The organism is Mastigocoleus sp. MO_188.B34 (assembly GCF_030065675.1).
Classification (GTDB): Bacteria; Cyanobacteriota; Cyanobacteriia; order Cyanobacteriales; family Nostocaceae; genus Mastigocoleus.
The window spans coordinates 40,949-57,656 of the sequence record NZ_JASJDK010000010.1 but is presented as its reverse complement, the minus strand read 5'-3'; the positions used below and the strand labels follow the sequence as shown (position 1 = coordinate 57,656).

The following is a 16,708-nucleotide window of genomic DNA, read 5'->3' as shown; positions in this document are numbered from 1 at the left end:
GAAACTTATTCCTTGTTCCTCAAAGTATTAATTCCTTTTGCTTTCTCAAAATAAGCGAACGGACAGTTACAAATATCTATAAGTTAATTTCAATTACATCTATGAAATATACAGAAAGAAGATTTATATCTTTTTTGAACTAAATCTATTTGATATAGAGCGTATTGCAAGTTTATGAGCTACGTTCCAATAATACTTTTGTCAAGCAATTAGAAAGGAAGAAAAGGTGAATATCAATCTAGAAGAAGTTGGTGCTCGAGTGGGAATAGGTTCTGATGATAACTTACAACTAGGAATTTATTTACCCAATATTACAAATGGTAAAGGCTATGAGTTAAAAGCTCAAATTATCCATGAAAAGGACCAGTTTGATCCTTCAATACCAGCCAATGAGGTGTCCCTGACTTTTATTGGTGGTCTATACGGTCTGTGGCAGTATGAGGGTCGTCTGAGTTCTTTGCCTGCCATGGGACATATGGGGCAAACAGGAAAATATTGCTATCGGTATCAACTCTCACGACAAGGTGAAGTAGTTGTTCCCTGGTTTAGCGATCCCTTTGGTCGATACAGTGCCCAAGGGACACTTTCGGCATTTCATTACCCACCCCTCCCAGCATTTTCATGGCAAGATGGTGATTTTAAAGTTCCACTGCTTAAGGATTTGATTGTTTATGAGTTGATGGTAGATGAATTTAATCGAGATTTTGATGGGGTTATGGAATATCTTCCCTATCTTCAAGGACTGGGAATTAACTGTATCGAACTAATGCCGGTAACGAATATCCGCGAACCTTTTCGGTGGGGATATATGCCGATGAGTTACTTTGCCATTGAAGAGCGTTATGGAGGAGTAGAGAAACTCAAACTTTTGATCGATACCTGCCATCGATCAGGGATAGCTGTGATCCATGATGCGGTGTATGCCCATGCAAGTTGGGATTTTCCTTATAACAAAGTCTATAAATTATCTGGGGAGCCCAATCCAATGATGGGTCCCTTCGCGGAAGATATGTTTGGGGTCGGTCCAGATTATAATAAGGAGTTTGCGCGAGAGTACTTTGCCCAGGTTAACGATTATTTTATTAACGAACTGCATATTGATGGTTTTCGCTACGATTATGTACCTGGATTTTACGATGGGGCAACCGGCAAAGGATACGCCAAACTAGTATATGATACCTATAACAAGAGTAAAGCTATTCCGAGATTTTTTGATGGTTCGATTAGCCGGATTATCCAGGCAGCAGAATATTTGGATAAGCCGAGAGAAGTGTTGAGAGAGACTTTCTCCAGTTCTAGTAAACGCTGGTGGTTAATGCTCAAGGCTGAAGATATGGTGCAGAATCTTGACAACCCCTCTGTTTCTCAAGGATTTATTAATGATATTTTGTTGATTGATAGCAGTGGACTGAATTGGCTGGAAAAACATCCCAGTGATAACCCCGAGGAGCAATTTCCCACAGCACCATTACAATTTATCGAATCTCATGATCGCAGTCGTTTGATGTATCGGATGACGACAGCTTTTTTCCGGAGCATTGGTCGATTTGGACAGTCTGAGCAATGGCGAGAGGGAGGTTTGGATTTATTGAGTGATGACGATCGCAACGAGATCGCTGACCGATTCGATGAATGGCAACAGCGGTGGTTTAAGTTACAGCCCTTGGCGATCGCTCTGATGACCGGCGAAGGTGTACCTTTAATTTGGCAAGGGCAAGAATTTGGGGAATATTATGGTCTGCCAGACAGCGGTAATTTACGGGTTTTGGCACCTCGACCCTTACATTGGGATTTATTTTACGAGCCAGGTGGGCGAGCCTTAGTACGTTTATACCGAACCCTAGCCTCACTTCGTCACGCTTATCCAGCATTGAGAAGCCGAAAACACATTTTTTACGAAAGGGAATCGAGACTGGAACGAGGTTTAGTTGCATACCGACGCGATCCCGATGGTTTTGGCTCAAAAGTAATGGTACTGATAAATTTTGGTGCCGACGGGAGTGCGAACTTGGAGATTCCCTTTCTGGCAGGTCGTTGGACTGAACAGATTAATAGTCTTGAACCCTCGCAGACACCTGAAAGCTTCGATTTAAGCTCAGATAGCGTCGTTAAGATTGACGTACCCAGTTATTACGGCAAGATTTTTGTCTCTGATTCTTGACTTGCTGATGTTGTAGATGAGTTGAAATAGCTATATACAGCACTTTGCAAGTAGATGAGGTACATTTTCCCTGTTTCCTGTTCCCTATTCCCTGCATTATTAAAGATATGTGTACCTCACTTAAATGAAATCGGCTGTATCTACTTAAAATTGATATCTATCATTGCTCTTTCATTACTCCAGGCAGAGGAAAATAATAAATCTCCAAATTATGGCTAATGTGAATTAAATTCAACCTTGTAATATCAAGGGTTTCTAGAACCGGCTTAAATCATAACTAAGATGTACACGACTTTTCTAGTCACAAGTTCCTCAATTTCTTTTTCTACACTTTAGATAAGGGTAAGAAACGCGCTTGGTTCAAAGCGTTAGTTTATTGCTTGTCAGTCAAGTAAAAACTAGACAGACAATATGAGTAAAACAAAACTCAACGAAAAAAATAATCAATCCTTATTATCGAGGGGTTACACCGATATGGTACGTGCTTATCTACACGATATCGGTAAAGTACCCCTGCTGAGCCATTACGAAGAAATTATTTATAGTAAAAAAGTCCAACACATGATGTCTCTGTTAACAGAGAAAGAAAAGCTAGAGCAACAGTGTGGATCCTTTGTCAATCAGTTAGAGTGGGCTGACGCCGTTGGCTTGAGTGAAGACCAACTTAACCAGATTCTGGAGCAAGGACAACAAGCCAAAGACAAAATGATTGAAGCAAACTTGCGCTTAGTCGTTGCCATTGCCAAGAAATATCTTAAGCGGAATATGGAATTCCTTGATCTGATTCAAGAAGGAAGCCTAGGCTTAGAAAGAGCAGTAGAAAAGTTCGACCCCAGCAAAGGATATCGCTTTTCCACCTATGCCTATTGGTGGATTCGCCAAGGGATTACCAGAGCCATTGGTCAACAATCACGGACAATTCGCTTACCCGTTCACATCACTGAAAAGCTCAATAAAATCAAAAAAACCCAGCAACAACTTACTCAAAAGTTAGGTCGCCGTCCCACTACAAGTGAAATTGCTAAGGAGTTGGGTTTTGAATCTAATACTATTGGCGAGTATTTGCGCATCGCTCGTCGTCTTCTGTCTCTAGATCTACCCATCGGTGAAAATCAAGATACAGAACTGTGTGAGATGATTCAAGATGATCGGGCTTTGCCAGAAGATTACGCAACCCACGAGTTAATGAGGCAGGATGTGCTGGAGATGCTACAGGAACTTAACCCCAAAGAACGTGAAGTTCTTAAACTACACTTTGGTTTAAAAGATGGCAAAGAACTGTCTTTAGCTAAGATTGCAAAAAGATTAAATCTCAGCCGCGAGCGGGTTCGTCAAATAGAAGTTCGAGCACTTGCTCATCTTCGGAGAAAACATTCCTTAACTTTGCGGGAGTATCTCGTTAGTTAACATCTTGGTAATGTTATGGAGGTTAGTTAGTTTAATCCTTGTTCGTAAAATTAGATGTTTGCGTTCAATTGTCTGCATTTTTAATTTACTTACTTGTCTCTTCCCTGGTGGTAGATGGTGTTCATAAGTTTTCCATCCATCTGTATTTTTTGGTTTAATATCTACTTTAATTCCTGATATAGCACTACGAAGTTACGTTAGGACATATATTAATCCTAAAAGCCATACGTATTAGGCTTATGTCCTACGGACACGCTACGTTAGCGGAGCGTTAACGAAGTGAGACGTAAGTCTTGGCGATAGCCTTAGGCTGACTTTTTACTTTTTACTTGCGCGTAGCGCCATAGCATTCAGACCAGGAAAAATATTAGCATCTGTCAAATAAAAAAATTGTTTGATTAAGTATAATTTTGTAGATAAAAATTTACCGACCTCGACAATTCAATTCCATAGTAAATTGCCATAATTTAACCCAGACTAAATTAGGACTTACGCAACCGGCACATTTTTCTTGTAGGGTGCGTGACAAAAGCGAGTTGAACGTATTAATAAGGTTTTGAGTGTCACGCACCACCGGTGTATTGTGACAATTGCGTAATTCCTGTAAATAAAAAAACTAATTATATCAGAATCAAGCCTGAATTATCTCATAGTATTAAATACATAGGAAAAATATTATTTTGTATAACAAAACAAACTTTAATATAAACAACAAATTTAAATATAATTATGTACTTGTAAAATTTGTTTCCTGATGCCCATCCTTAATATCTCATCCCTATTCCCTAGCATCCACCTTCCAAGGTATATTAACCTATATTTCAGGTGGCTGAAAAATTTGCTATCTGGTATCAATTTCTCCGAATTCTACACAGGAGTACATAAAAGTTTGTAGAGTAAGGTTAATACCTCTTAACAGTTCTTAATTAAAATTGTCTTGTGCAGGAAGATTTTAGATTAATAGTCGATCTAGTCTCGGTGCTAGCTGTGGCGGCTAGTGGCGGACTTTTAGCATCATTGTTAAAACAACCAGTGTTGCTCGGATATCTCATTGGCGGGATGATTGTGGGTCCATCCGGCTTGGGATTAATTAAAGAAGTAATTCAAGTAGAGACATTAGCACAGTTTGGTGTTGCTTTTTTATTATTTGCTTTGGGAGTAGAATTTTCCCTGGCAGAATTGAAAAAGGTGAAAACAATTAGTTTGGGTGGTGGTGGACTACAAATAGTTTTAACTATCCTAGTTACGACCCTGATTTCCGTTGCGGTGGGATGGGTTGAATCCCCAGCCCAAGGTGTGTTTTTGGGTTCAATTTTGTCTTTGTCTTCAACTGCGGTTGTCCTCAAATGTTTGATGGAACGCAATGAGACGGAAACTCCCCACGGACAGGTGATGTTGGGGATTTTGGTGGTACAGGATTTAGCATTGGGATTGATGCTAGCAGTGTTACCTGCTCTGAACCAACCAGCGGAAACTATTTGGATCGCGGTGTTGTATGCGCTGTTGCGAATAGGTTTATTTGCTGCAGGTGCAGTTGCTGCAGGAATTTGGTTGATACCACCTTTGTTGCGGTTATTAGCCCGGACGGAAAGTCGAGAGTTATTTTTGTTGGGAGTTGTGGCGCTGTGTTTGGGAATTGCGCTACTCACCGAGAGATTAGGACTTTCGATTGAAATGGGGGCTTTTGTCGCCGGTTTGATGATTTCCGAGGTGGAATATGCAGATCAAACCCTGACCTATGTAGAACCATTGCGAGATATTTTTGCGAGTTTGTTTTTTGCTGCGATCGGGATGCTGATCGACCCGTTATTTCTGTGGCAAAATCTTGAATTAATTTTGGGGTTAGTAGCATTAGTACTCGTTGGTAAGTTCTTGATTGTTACCCCACTAGTAAAAGTATTTCGTTATCCGTTAAAAACTTCCTTAATAGTTGGTTTAGGGTTAGCTCAAATTGGGGAATTTTCCTTTGTTCTTGCGAGTGAAGGACAAGTTTTAGGGTTAGTTTCGCGCCGAGTATATTTACTGATTTTAGGAACAACAGCAGTAACATTGGTGGTAACGCCCTTTGTACTGCGTTTAATACCATTCTTATTTAACATCATTGAATCAATGCCGTGGCTCAAACCCTATTTTGACGGGGATGGAATGCCACAGGAAATGTCCGAAGAACTACCAATGAAAGATCATGTGGTGGTTTGTGGTTATGGGCGAGTTGGTAAAAATTTAGTTAAATTGTTACTCGCTCATGATTTACCTCTGGTTGTAATCGATCAGTCCGAAAGCCGAATTCAACAATTAAGAGACGCGGGAATACCCTACATATACGGTAATTGTGTCAGTTTCCACGTTTTGGAAGCAGCAGGAATTACCAATGCAAAAGGAATGGCGATCGCACTTCCCGATCCGATGAGTACCCGTCTTAGTCTGAAGCGTGCTTTGGAATTGGATCCGGATTTAAATGTGGTAGTACGATCTAATAACAACAAAAATATTGAAATTTTCTACCAATTAGGAGCGCGGGAGGTAGTACAACCGGAATTTGAAGCAAGTTTGGAAATGGTAACTTACCTGTTAGATGATGTAGGTATATCGCCTAATCTAGTGCAACGGGAAATTAAGCAAATTCGCAATCGTCATTATTTAGATTTGCGACCGGAACAATCTCCATCTGAGGTTTCTCGGGAGTTACGACAAGCAACCAGAGAAATGAACTCAAAATGGTATCCCCTACCTGCGGGTTCACCTCTAATTGGTATGAGCTTAGAACAAGCAGATATGCGCTATGTCACCGGAGTCAGTATCATGGCTATTCGGCGTAAAGGAGGGGAGGAAATAGATTTCCCTATACCACAAACCAGATTACAAGAAGGTGACAAACTATTGGTGGTGGGTTCTTCCCGAGAAATTGCAGGTTTTAATGAATTTGCAAAAGGTCAGGCGATTATTCCAGGAGAAAATAGTGCTTGTCAGTGGGTGATTGTCAGTGAGAATTGTCCCGTGACAGAAAAAACTTTAAATCATTTAGATCTGCGCAATCGATATAGTGTGGAAATACAAGCCATACGTCGTGGAAGTAAATTTATTCGCTTTCCCCACAGCAATACCAAGTTAAAAGAAAATGACCAAGTATTACTGTGTGGTAATTTATCAAGTCTGAGTCAGTTGGAAGAGTTACTTTCTCCTACCAGTCAACCGGAGTTGGTATCTATACCAATAGTCCAAGCGGGGGAAGCTGAAGCATTGCGGGATTATTTACCTTTGGATGATTTGCGGGAATAATTGGTAATCGGTAATTGGTAATTGGTAATTGGTAATCGTAATATTTTTTTGATCGCTGCTTCTAACCTCCAAATTCCCAATCTCCAATCCCCAATCCCCAATCCAATCGCCTAACCTTCCTTCATATAAACAATTGACTGTTTCCAAATCATAGTTTTTTGTGTATTTTCGCTTGTGAGGAAAACACAATATTGATCTTGCCATAATATTTTTCCGGCTAGTAAATCTCCTGTCACTAGCTTTAACTCTACCGGTTTTGCTTCTTTGATAGAATTCTGGAGTTGCTTAACGCTCGGTAATGAAGTATCTAATTCAGTAAGCATATTGGTAATGATATATGTATGTGGTTGGTTTATGTGGTTAGTGGTTTGGGGTTGTTAATCGACTAATAATTAACGGTTAACAATCAGTGACTAAAAATCAACAACTAACAATTTCACTACTGTGATAATTCATTAAAACGATAAATGGCAATCAAATTTACTAAGTATCAAGGACTAGGTAACGACTTTATTCTGGTTGATAACCGTTTAAATCCAGAACCTGTAGTAACTCCAGAGCAAGCAGTCAAGATGTGCGATCGCCATTTTGGCATTGGTGCTGACGGTGTAATTTTTGCTCTCCCGGGTGAAAATGGTAGTGATTACACGATGCGGATTTTTAATTCCGATGGTTCGGAACCGGAAATGTGTGGTAATGGTATTCGCTGTCTGGCTGCTTTTCTAGTGGATTTGGAAGGGGGTAATAGCAAAAGTAAATATCACATTAATACCTTAGCTGGGGAAATTATTCCTGAAATTATGCCGGATGGTCAAATCAAAGTAGATATGGGTTTCCCTCGATTACTTGCGGGTGAAATTCCCACAACTCTGGCTCTCAAAGATGAGAAAGTTGTAAATCGACCTTTGGAAGTAGCAGGAAAATCTTGGGATGTTACCTGTGTGAGTATGGGTAATCCCCACTGTATTACTTTTGTTGATGATGTTGCGGCGATTGAGTTAGAAAAAATTGGACCTCAATTTGAAACTCACTCAGCTTTTCCCCAGAAAACCAATACGGAATTTATTCAGGTGGTAAGTTCTGACTACGTAAAAATGCGAGTATGGGAACGAGGTGCAGGTATTACTTTAGCCTGCGGTACTGGAGCTTGTGCCACATTAGTCGCTGGAGTTTTAGCAGGAAAGTGCGGACGTAAAGCGACGGTAGAACTCCCAGGAGGATGTTTGCAAATTGAGTGGTCGGAGGTGGACCAAAAAGTTTATATGACTGGACCTGCGCAAAAGGTGTTTGCTGGGAATATCTAAGGATTTTTTGCTACCTGAAGTTCAATGTAGAGACCTACTAGAGGTTATATAAAGCTTATGACTGCGAATCTTCGAACTGATGTCAGTCACAGTCTCTGACTATGTCACTAGCAGATATAAATACTCTGGTAAGTCTCTACAAAAACTGTATTTCAGATTTTTATTATTATGAATAGAGAGAATTATTGAGGAATATTCTCCATTTTTCTTCTACTTTATTTAGGTTAGATTAATAACGCTACGCTAACGTAATGACAAGTGTTCAACGGGACACGATTTCAGTTGTAGTTTGCTCTTAATACAGGCAAATAATTTTTAGAAATTTTATAAGAAGATGTAATAATTTTCCCCTTGCATAGTTAAAGAATCGCATCCCAAATAGTTTTAGTATCTGCAAACATCCGAAAGCGACAAACTTTTCCATCACGTAGGTCGTAAATATGTGTAGCAGCAGCGCTCATAGATTTTCCAGTAACGCGATAGCGTCCACTATATTTCCCAATGACAACTATTGAGTGACCTGCGTCTAAAAACTCTTCAATATGATAAGCAAAGTTTTCCCAATTGTTGTCATTAGCTTTGAAAACTCCCTTAATCACTTCTGATGCACCTTGATATGTCGTACCACCGGGAAAACCTTGATTTTGAACCCATTCAATATCCTCGGTGCAAATTTTCAGAAATGCTTCATAATCCTTTTCGCGGAATGCTCGATATAGTTCTTGAATGACTTCGATATTGTTATTCATTATTAAATCTATTGAGGTTTAAAACCTGTTTTTATCCTGTGACGAGTTTCTTGAGGATTCCGGTATCAGAAAGATTGAACCCACCACAAATAAAATGCTTCCCGATAAATACAGTAAAGACGTAATTGAAAACTCATTGACAACTTGGAAAATTCCATCGAGTGCGAAGAAGGCTGAGCCAATGATAAATGACCAACTTGTTATCGATACATGCTTTTTCAATAGTTTCTCCTGTGTCGATAACTAAAGTTTAAAGAGATACCGGAGCAGAAGTATGTTCGTGGACGATCGCCCATTTCCCACTGTGCTTTTCCCATAGATCTGTTTGACGACCTTCGATTTCAATGGATTGACCCGAAGCAATAGTAAACACAGTACTAGCAGTAATGTGAAGTAACACATGGATAGAAAAATCCTCACTAAGTTCGATAAATCCATCCAACAGAAATATTAATGAGCCAATTAGAAATAACCAACTAATGAGGAAAGTGTTGTCGTTATTTTCTTCTGTAGTTTGTGTTGTAGTTAACTTCTCTGGATGAATAACCGTAACAAATTTACTTTTTTGCTTGTGAGTTTCAATCGCAATCTGTTTTTCTGTCAGCATGTGACATCTCCTAAAATTTGACTTCAATAAAATCCCTAACGCGATTCCCACATTTCCTAGAACCTTTGGGTCATTTATTTTGATTTATGGCTGGTACATTCACTAGCTTATTAATTTGAGCGCGAGCTGCAGCGATAGAATCAGCAAGCTTTTGACCGCCCAATTCATCATTTTCTACGCTAATAAAGGTGATATCTGTAATTCCAATAAAACCAAACGCTGTTTTTAAGTAAGGAGCTTGATGATTTAACTTTTCCAAGCGACCACCTGGAGCAAATCCTCCAGCCCCATGTGCTGTAATAATGAACATCTTCTTCCCATGTACCAGTGGTTTGTAGGGTGATTCCTTATCCTCGGGTTCAAAAGCATAGGTTCGCCCAACTCTGACAATTTGATCGATATAAGCTTTGAATCCGCTGGGAACATTAAAGTTATACATAGGAACACCGATGACATAGACATTTGCAGCCATCAATTCATCTACCAATTGTTCGCTCAATGCAATAGCTTCCCACATATCCGATGTTCGTTTTTCTGGTGATGTGAAACAGGCTGCGATCCAAGGTTCATCAACATGAGGAATAGAATTACGTCCTACATCTCGATAGGTAATGCTGTCTTCTAGATGAGAATCTTTCCATGCTTCAACGAAATATTTGCTCAAGGCGCGAGATTGGGAGCGCTCTCCCCTTGGACTAGTGTCTATATGTAGCAAATTAGCCATAATTTAAGAAATAATTCAAGAAACCTTTGCACTTATTAAGTTTTGTTCAGTAAATCGTTACAATTACAGAATAAGTAACTCAAATCTGAAGAGCTATTTAAATTTTGCGCAATTGTCAAAATCTTGCTGCGAGTTCTTAAAATAAGTAAAGCGTCTATGGTAAGTTTGCCCCATAAACCACTTGTCGAAATCCCATCATCGATTATTTCTAGTCAGGATCTGGGATGGGAATCTATTATTGTTGAAGAATTTCAGCAACCTCCAGGGGCAGAAGAATCTTGCTTTTGGAAAGAGCATGCTATTTGTTTAAGTTTGGCAACTCGCCCTAATCGTCTTTGGCAAACTATAGGCGATCACTCTTATGTGGGACTTTATAGGAAAGGCGATATTTCTATTACGCCAGCCGAACTTCCTTGTTCGTATAGAGCTTATAATAATGACCATTACTTACAAATAAGAATTCCCCCGCAGTTTGTCAGGAAAGTTGTTACAGAAACGGTCGATTCTGACCCCGACCTCAAACTAACTACAGAATTTCGCTGTCGCAATCCCCAAATTGAACAACTTGCAATGATGTTACGAACTGAGTTACATCAAGGTGGAGATGGATTTGGACAGCTTTATATAGAATCCTTGGCGAATGCAATGGTTGTGCATTTGCTACGAGATTATTCTGAAACTAAAACTCGCGTATCAGTCTATAAAGGGGGACTAGACGATCGCAAGCTTGTACAAGTTTCAGAGTACATCAACGCACACTTAGATCGAGATATTAAATTAGCCGATCTTGCATCCGTCGCAGGAGTTAGTCAATTTCACTTTAGTCGCCTTTTTAAACAATCCATGGGAATTTCACCCCACAAGTATTTGCTTAAAGAGCGGGTAGAAAGAGCAAAAAATTTATTGAAAAATTCTAAATTAGCGATCGCCGAAATCGCACTTCAGTGTGGTTTTAACAGTCAAAGTCATCTTGGGAAGTCTTTTCGAGAGCTAACGGGAGTCACCCCTGGTAGTTATCGCAGGGGTTAGAGTCGAGGATATACTGAGTCGCAAATGACTTCAACTATGCTTGCTTCAGATTAAATCTGCTGCTTACCAACCCAACTTACTCGCTTTTGAACACCAAAACCATCTTGAATCATATGGTCTGGATGGGAAGATACTCGTGACTGAACCACAATCCAGCACAAATCCTTATTATTTGAGGTGTTTCTCATACAGCGTTCCCCCTCAGGGTCTACTCGCACGACCGTTCCTTCAGCTACAGGAAATATGCAACCATCCACCTGAAACTCACCTTCACCACCAACAAAGATATAAATTTCCTCGTTCAAACGATGTTTGTGATAAAAAGGTACAGATTTCTTCGGGGGAAGGTTGTTAAACGAAATTTCGGCGCTTGAGAGATTCAAAATCTGTTTGAGAAATACCTTACCTTGTACTTTCATCGGAGCTTCTGGAGTTTCAAAGGTGAACTGTTGCAGTTCAGAAAATAACCCTAAATCAGTAACTGCAAAATTTTCCCCGGTTCTAGCAGTTGGCGTAATTTGATTCATTTTGATGTTGTTCAAATATTAAATTGCAAACTGCAAGTTAGTTTAGTCTGCATGACTTGTAAAATGCAAGTAACTTCTAAATTTAGTTCTAGTAATGAGCAAATCTCACCGTTCACACTGTCCAATCACCTGTTCCCTTGATTTAATTGGCGATCGTTGGACACTTCTGATTATTCGGGACATGATGTTTTTCAAAAAACAACGTTTTGAAGAATTCTTAGAATCTGCTGAAGGGATTTCAACTAATATTCTGGCTAATCGTCTTAAGTCTCTTGAGGAGATGAATTTAGTTGAAAAACTACCATACAGCAATCATTCTCGGCGTATGAACTATCAATTAACAGAACAAGGGAAAAGTCTTCGACCTGTACTAAAAGCAATGATTGCTTGGGGATTAAAGTATATTCCTGACACAAAAATTCCTGACGATGATGTGACGTACCAGTAGTGCAATCATCTTTTGATTTCCGTGAAGCGGTACTAGTACTAAAATCAAGATGTAGTTTCTTTTCAAGCCACATCATCCTGGGCAAAATCCCAACTCGTAGATTATATGTCTCAATTTGAAACAATTCTGGCTGCATACCAAAAATTTCCTGAAGAATTCCAAAGCTTAGTCATTTGTACCGTTGATAAAGATGGTATGCCTAATGCAAGTTATACTCCTTTCGTGATGGACAAGGAGAAAAATATTTATATATACGTCAGTGGGCTTTCCAGTCACACGCAAAATTTGCACGCATTACCTAAAGCCAGCATATTATTTGTCGAAGATGAGAGTAAAACCCAGCAAATATTTGCCCGTCGTCGTCTCAGTTTCGATTGTGATGCACAATTGATAGAACGAGATACTCATTTATGGTTGCAAATGGTTTCTCAATTTAAAACTCGTTTTGGTAACATCATTGAAATGCTTGAACAGTTACCAGACTTCCGGATATTTCAACTCAAACCCAAATCGGGCAGATTTGTCGTTGGCTTTGGTGCAGCTTACGAAGTAGATCCGAATAATTTTAATAATTTAATTCATGTTAAAGGCAAATAGTTAGGCACTTCCCATTCTTCCCAATGCTGACGCAAAGACCTACGTCGAGCATGCGGATACAAACACTACGTTAACGCTTCCGCTAACGGGGGAGGTTAGGAAGGAGTTTATTTTCCCGGAAGCTTAGTAGAGGATTTATTCTCGGGGAGGTTTATTTCTACGAAAGGTTAGTAGGAGATTTGCAATTGGTAAGGTTATGAGGGTTTCCCCATCGAAAAATCCGTAGTTGATTAGAACCAATACAGTTCTAAAATAGGAAACCAAGTATCTAGATAAAGAATTAATTAGCGATAATTTTTAATGTTATGACTTCTGCTGCTCCAGCCAAAACAGAATATGAAGCAATTATTGGTTTAGAAACTCACTGTCAATTGAGTACCCAAACCAAAATTTTCTCTGATAGCTCGACCAAATTTGGTGCTGACCCCAATACCAACATCGATCCAGTTTGTATGGGTTTACCCGGTGTACTACCAGTATTAAATGAAAAAGTATTGGAATATGCTGTTAAAGCGGGTTTAGCTCTGAATTGCTCTATTGCTAAATATAGTAAGTTCGATCGCAAGCAATACTTTTATCCCGACCTACCAAAAAATTATCAAATATCTCAGTTCGATCTGCCTATAGCTGAACATGGCTGGCTAGAAATTGAGTTAATTGACGGAGATGGTAACCCCGTTCGCAAAAAAATTGGTATTACTCGCCTGCATATGGAAGAAGATGCAGGTAAATTGGTTCACGCAGGGAGCGACCGCCTATCGGGTTCTACCTATTCTCTAGTAGATTACAACCGCGCAGGCGTACCACTAGTGGAAATTGTTTCCGAACCAGATTTACGTTCGGGACAAGAAGCAGCCGAATACGCTCAAGAATTACGCCGAATTATGCGTTATTTGGGTGTAAGTGATGGGAACATGCAAGAAGGTTCCCTCCGTTGTGACGTCAATATTTCTGTTCGTCCCGTAGGACAAAAGGAATTTGGGACTAAAGTCGAAATCAAAAATATGAATTCCTTTAGTGCAATTCAAAAAGCAATTGAATACGAAATCGAACGACAAATCGCTGCGGTTGAAGCTGGCGAAAAAATTATCCAAGAAACTCGTTTATGGGAAGAGGGTTCTCAAAAAACATTTAGCATGCGGGTTAAGGAAGGTTCTAGCGACTACCGTTATTTCCCCGAACCAGATTTAGGACCAATTGAGGTTTCTGAAGAACAATTAAGTTCTTGGCGTAGCGAACTTCCCGAACTTCCCGCAGATAAGCGTCACCGTTATGAAGAAACATTAAGTCTTTCTGCTTATGATGCTCGCGTCTTAACAGAAGAAGTCCCCACTTCTAAGTACTTTGAAGCGACCATCGCTGCTGGTGCAAGTGCTAAAGGTGCTGCTAATTGGATTATGGGTGATATTGCAGCTTACCTGAACAAACAAAAACTTAGTATTGATGAAATTGCTCTGACCCCAAAAAATCTTGCCAAAACAATTTCTCTGATCGAGAAAGGAACTATTAGCGGTAAAAAAGTTAAAGATAAGTTGACAGATTTATTAGCGGGTAAATCTCCCGATGATGTATTTAAAGGACAGGAGCAAATTTCCGATCCGGCTGTATTGATACCACTAGTCGAACAAGCGATCGCCAATAACCCCAAAGAATTAGAAAAATATCGTAGCGGTAAAACCAAATTATTGGGCTTTTTTGTCGGTCAAGTTTTAAAACAAACCGGAGGGCGTGCTGACCCCAAATTGACCAATAAACTAGTCACTGAAAAACTAAATGGATAATATTACACATTGTTACAAATAAAGTGTAATTTAAACTACTCGACTTCTTTATTGTTTATATTTTTAAGGCTATTTATTTAAAGCTAAAACTTTCAAGTTACGAACAATAAAGAAGCCGACTTTTTCCTGTAACTACGCGCAATCCCTGAGTTTAAGCTAGCAAAATTTAAGCAATAAGTATATTTACTTAAAGTTATTAATAATACATTTATAAAAAATAATTTATTAAGGGGTGTTGCCCCTCATCCCAAAAGTGCTATACTGTGCTTAGTAGATGCACCCTGATGATCTGGAGAGTTGCCCCAAGCGGCTCTCCATTTTTTTCTTTTCAGTGGGTACGTGTAAAATCTGTACTAGTTCATAAGAAATATCACCGTAAAATCAACACTACAGCTGCGATGGTGATATTCTCAAAGGTAGAAATACTAGTAAACAGCATAAAAAGTGTACACTAGAAGTTCAATCTGTGCTCGTCACCAGTTAAATTATTAACCAGGGCTGATGTTATGACTTGCGCATTCTTACCCTCTGGGCTTGCTGGTCAGCATCCGTCTGGATTTTAGATAGTAGGAGATAACTGTCGATGACTCGTGTCATCATTGTTCGTCACGGTCAAAGCACTTATAACATTGTTAGACGAATTCAAGGATGTACTGATGCATCCGAACTAACAGAAAAGGGCTGTAATGATGCTGCCAAAGTTGGTAAGGCTCTAAGTAATATTTATTTTGATGCGATTTACCATAGCCCTCTGACAAGAGCTACACAGACAGCGGAGATTATTAAATCTCAATTGGTTGCAGCGAATAAAGAACCCAATAAAATTTGTAGTTATGAAAAATTAATTGAGGTTCATTTACCTCTTTGGGAGGGGATGCTTAATAGTGAAGTAAGGGAAATTTTTGCCGAAGAATATCGCATCTGGAAAGAATATCCTCATGAGCTGTCAATGCGGATTCAAAAAGCAGGAAAAGAAGAAGAATATTTTCCTGTTTTGGCTTTATACGAGCAAGCAAAACAATTTTGGCAGGATATTCTCCCATTGTATCGGGGCGATCGCAACTTAATGATAGTTGCTCACAATGGAATCAATCGCGCTTTGATAAGCACGGCTGTGGGAATTTCTCCAGAACGTTACCACTCCATTCAACAATCAAACTGTGGTTTTAGCGTACTTAATTTTACTGGGGATTTAGAAGACTCTGTGGAACTAGAATCTTTAAATCAAACTCAGCACTTGGGAGAAGTTTGTCCTTCCTTACGACCTAATCATCAAGGTGTGAGGTTATTTTTAGTGCGTCATGGGGAAACCCAATGGAATAATCTCAACAAATTTCAGGGACAAATTGATGTACCTTTAAATGATCTGGGAAAATCGCAGGCTAATAAAACAGCAACATTTTTACAAACAGAAAATATTGATTTTGCCTGTAGCAGTTCCATGGAAAGAGCAAGGGAAACCGCAGAAATTATTTTGCAACACCACCAAAATGTAGAATTGGAATTACTTCAAGATTTAAAAGAGATTAATCATGGTTTGTGGCAAGGAAAAACTGAAGTAGAAATAGATAGAGAATATCCAGGAGAGTTACAACGCTGGCGAAAAGTTCCAGCAGAAGTACAAATGCCACAGGGAGAGAATCTGCAACAATTATGGCAGCGCAGTCATAACTGCTGGCTCTCAGTCGTAGAAACAGCATTGGACAAACAATATGCGAATGGAATTGTATTTGCCCACGGTGATATCAATCAAGCCTTAATTTGTCATATTCTAGGATTATTACCGGAGAAATTTTGGTCTATCAAAAATGACAATGCTGCTTTGAGTGTTATAGATTACCCTCGTGGATTGAATGGATTGCCGGTATTGCAAGCCATGAATATTAACGCTCATTTAGTTGAAGAAATCTAGTTATAAAAACTACATATTTTTTGTGGTTGCGATCGCTTACAATACCAAAAATTGCAGCATCAAAGATGGCTACGCAGCATTCAGACTCGAGCCTTGAATCATCTGACAATAATTTGCCAATCATCCTGCAACCCAGAAAAAAGTACAATTACTTACACAAAAGCCGAACTCTGAACTGCTGAT

The 16,708-nt window shown here is 39.4% G+C and carries 15 protein-coding genes; 9 read left to right on the top strand and 6 right to left on the bottom strand.

Going from position 1 to position 16,708, the window contains the following annotated elements; translation table 11 throughout:
• Positions 1-226: 226 nt before the first annotated feature.
• Complete coding sequence (locus QNJ50_RS03980) at positions 227-2,161, top strand: alpha-amylase family glycosyl hydrolase (RefSeq protein WP_300632274.1); 1,935 nt, start codon at positions 227-229, stop codon at positions 2,159-2,161.
• Positions 2,162-2,572: 411 nt separating this feature from the next.
• Positions 2,573-3,568 (top strand): RNA polymerase sigma factor, RpoD/SigA family, encoded by a 996-nt coding sequence (locus tag QNJ50_RS03975; protein WP_300632270.1) that lies wholly within the window; start codon positions 2,573-2,575, stop codon positions 3,566-3,568.
• Here the strand turns inward: QNJ50_RS03975 and QNJ50_RS03970 are convergent.
• Positions 3,539-3,727 (bottom strand): IS1 family transposase, encoded by a 189-nt coding sequence (locus tag QNJ50_RS03970; protein WP_300632350.1) that lies wholly within the window; start codon positions 3,725-3,727, stop codon positions 3,539-3,541. The genes QNJ50_RS03975 and QNJ50_RS03970 overlap by 30 nt on opposite strands.
• Positions 3,728-4,507: 780 nt before the next feature.
• On the opposite strand from QNJ50_RS03970, the gene QNJ50_RS03965 reads away from it, so the two are divergent.
• The gene (locus QNJ50_RS03965; protein WP_300632267.1) at positions 4,508-6,847 is read left to right on the top strand and encodes a cation:proton antiporter; all 2,340 of its coding nucleotides are present in this window, start codon (positions 4,508-4,510) and stop codon (positions 6,845-6,847) included.
• A 110-nt stretch (positions 6,848-6,957) separates the two neighbouring features.
• Here the strand turns inward: QNJ50_RS03965 and QNJ50_RS03960 are convergent, their stop codons facing one another.
• On the bottom strand, positions 6,958-7,170 hold the full coding sequence (locus QNJ50_RS03960; RefSeq protein WP_300632264.1) for an RNA chaperone Hfq: 213 nt from the start codon (positions 7,168-7,170) through the stop codon (positions 6,958-6,960).
• A gap of 144 nt (positions 7,171-7,314) precedes the next feature.
• Between QNJ50_RS03960 and dapF the strand changes: the two genes are divergently transcribed.
• The gene (gene dapF, locus QNJ50_RS03955; RefSeq protein WP_300632261.1) at positions 7,315-8,151 is read left to right on the top strand and encodes a diaminopimelate epimerase; all 837 of its coding nucleotides are present in this window, start codon (positions 7,315-7,317) and stop codon (positions 8,149-8,151) included.
• Between the two features lie 359 nt (positions 8,152-8,510).
• Here the strand turns inward: dapF and QNJ50_RS03950 are convergent, their stop codons facing one another.
• The 3 genes from QNJ50_RS03950 to QNJ50_RS03940 all read right to left on the bottom strand — a co-directional run bounded on the left by QNJ50_RS03950 (position 8,511) and on the right by QNJ50_RS03940 (position 10,231).
• Positions 8,511-8,900, bottom strand: a complete 390-nt coding sequence (locus QNJ50_RS03950; protein WP_300632258.1) for a nuclear transport factor 2 family protein — start codon at positions 8,898-8,900, stop codon at positions 8,511-8,513.
• Between the two features lie 250 nt (positions 8,901-9,150).
• Positions 9,151-9,507, bottom strand: coding sequence for a hypothetical protein (locus tag QNJ50_RS03945; RefSeq protein ID WP_300632255.1), 357 nt, complete (start codon positions 9,505-9,507; stop codon positions 9,151-9,153).
• A gap of 70 nt (positions 9,508-9,577) precedes the next feature.
• Complete coding sequence (locus QNJ50_RS03940) at positions 9,578-10,231, bottom strand: NAD(P)H-dependent oxidoreductase (protein ID WP_300632252.1); 654 nt, start codon at positions 10,229-10,231, stop codon at positions 9,578-9,580.
• A 156-nt stretch (positions 10,232-10,387) separates the two neighbouring features.
• On the opposite strand from QNJ50_RS03940, the gene QNJ50_RS03935 reads away from it, so the two are divergent.
• Positions 10,388-11,260 carry a helix-turn-helix domain-containing protein gene (locus QNJ50_RS03935; RefSeq protein ID WP_300632249.1) on the top strand — a complete coding sequence of 291 codons (873 nt, stop codon included), beginning with the start codon at positions 10,388-10,390 and terminating at the stop codon, positions 11,258-11,260.
• Positions 11,261-11,310: 50 nt separating this feature from the next.
• Here the strand turns inward: QNJ50_RS03935 and QNJ50_RS03930 are convergent, their stop codons facing one another.
• Positions 11,311-11,787 carry a cupin domain-containing protein gene (locus tag QNJ50_RS03930; protein WP_300632246.1) on the bottom strand — a complete coding sequence of 159 codons (477 nt, stop codon included), beginning with the start codon at positions 11,785-11,787 and terminating at the stop codon, positions 11,311-11,313.
• Between the two features lie 94 nt (positions 11,788-11,881).
• Here QNJ50_RS03930 and QNJ50_RS03925 point away from each other — a divergent pair, with 94 nt between their 5' ends.
• The 4 genes from QNJ50_RS03925 (at position 11,882) to QNJ50_RS03910 (ending at position 16,525) form a co-directional block, all read left to right on the top strand.
• A complete protein-coding gene (locus tag QNJ50_RS03925) occupies positions 11,882-12,235 on the top strand; it encodes a helix-turn-helix domain-containing protein (protein ID WP_300632243.1) in 354 nt (117 codons plus the stop codon).
• A 105-nt stretch (positions 12,236-12,340) separates the two neighbouring features.
• Positions 12,341-12,832 (top strand): pyridoxamine 5'-phosphate oxidase family protein, encoded by a 492-nt coding sequence (locus tag QNJ50_RS03920; protein ID WP_300632239.1) that lies wholly within the window; start codon positions 12,341-12,343, stop codon positions 12,830-12,832.
• Between the two features lie 305 nt (positions 12,833-13,137).
• On the top strand, positions 13,138-14,613 hold the full coding sequence (gene gatB / locus QNJ50_RS03915; RefSeq protein ID WP_300632237.1) for an Asp-tRNA(Asn)/Glu-tRNA(Gln) amidotransferase subunit GatB: 1,476 nt from the start codon (positions 13,138-13,140) through the stop codon (positions 14,611-14,613).
• Between the two features lie 583 nt (positions 14,614-15,196).
• Entirely contained in the window at positions 15,197-16,525 is a 1,329-nt protein-coding gene (locus QNJ50_RS03910) for a histidine phosphatase family protein (RefSeq protein WP_300632235.1), read from the top strand.
• The last annotated feature ends 183 nt before the right edge of the window (positions 16,526-16,708 follow it).

Bases quoted from the DNA above. Each gene is read 5' to 3' on its own strand.
- QNJ50_RS03975 (WP_300632270.1), top strand. From the start codon at position 2,573: ATGAGTAAAACAAAACTCAACGAAAAAAATAATCAATCCTTATTATCG.
- QNJ50_RS03960 (WP_300632264.1), bottom strand. From the start codon at position 7,170: ATGCTTACTGAATTAGATACTTCATTACCGAGCGTTAAGCAACTCCAG.
- dapF (WP_300632261.1), top strand. From the start codon at position 7,315: ATGGCAATCAAATTTACTAAGTATCAAGGACTAGGTAACGACTTTATT.
- QNJ50_RS03950 (WP_300632258.1), bottom strand. From the start codon at position 8,900: ATGAATAACAATATCGAAGTCATTCAAGAACTATATCGAGCATTCCGC.
- QNJ50_RS03945 (WP_300632255.1), bottom strand. From the start codon at position 9,507: ATGCTGACAGAAAAACAGATTGCGATTGAAACTCACAAGCAAAAAAGT.
- QNJ50_RS03940 (WP_300632252.1), bottom strand. From the start codon at position 10,231: ATGGCTAATTTGCTACATATAGACACTAGTCCAAGGGGAGAGCGCTCC.
- QNJ50_RS03935 (WP_300632249.1), top strand. From the start codon at position 10,388: ATGGTAAGTTTGCCCCATAAACCACTTGTCGAAATCCCATCATCGATT.
- QNJ50_RS03930 (WP_300632246.1), bottom strand. From the start codon at position 11,787: ATGAATCAAATTACGCCAACTGCTAGAACCGGGGAAAATTTTGCAGTT.
- QNJ50_RS03925 (WP_300632243.1), top strand. From the start codon at position 11,882: ATGAGCAAATCTCACCGTTCACACTGTCCAATCACCTGTTCCCTTGAT.
- QNJ50_RS03920 (WP_300632239.1), top strand. From the start codon at position 12,341: ATGTCTCAATTTGAAACAATTCTGGCTGCATACCAAAAATTTCCTGAA.
- gatB (WP_300632237.1), top strand. From the start codon at position 13,138: ATGACTTCTGCTGCTCCAGCCAAAACAGAATATGAAGCAATTATTGGT.
- QNJ50_RS03910 (WP_300632235.1), top strand. From the start codon at position 15,197: ATGACTCGTGTCATCATTGTTCGTCACGGTCAAAGCACTTATAACATT.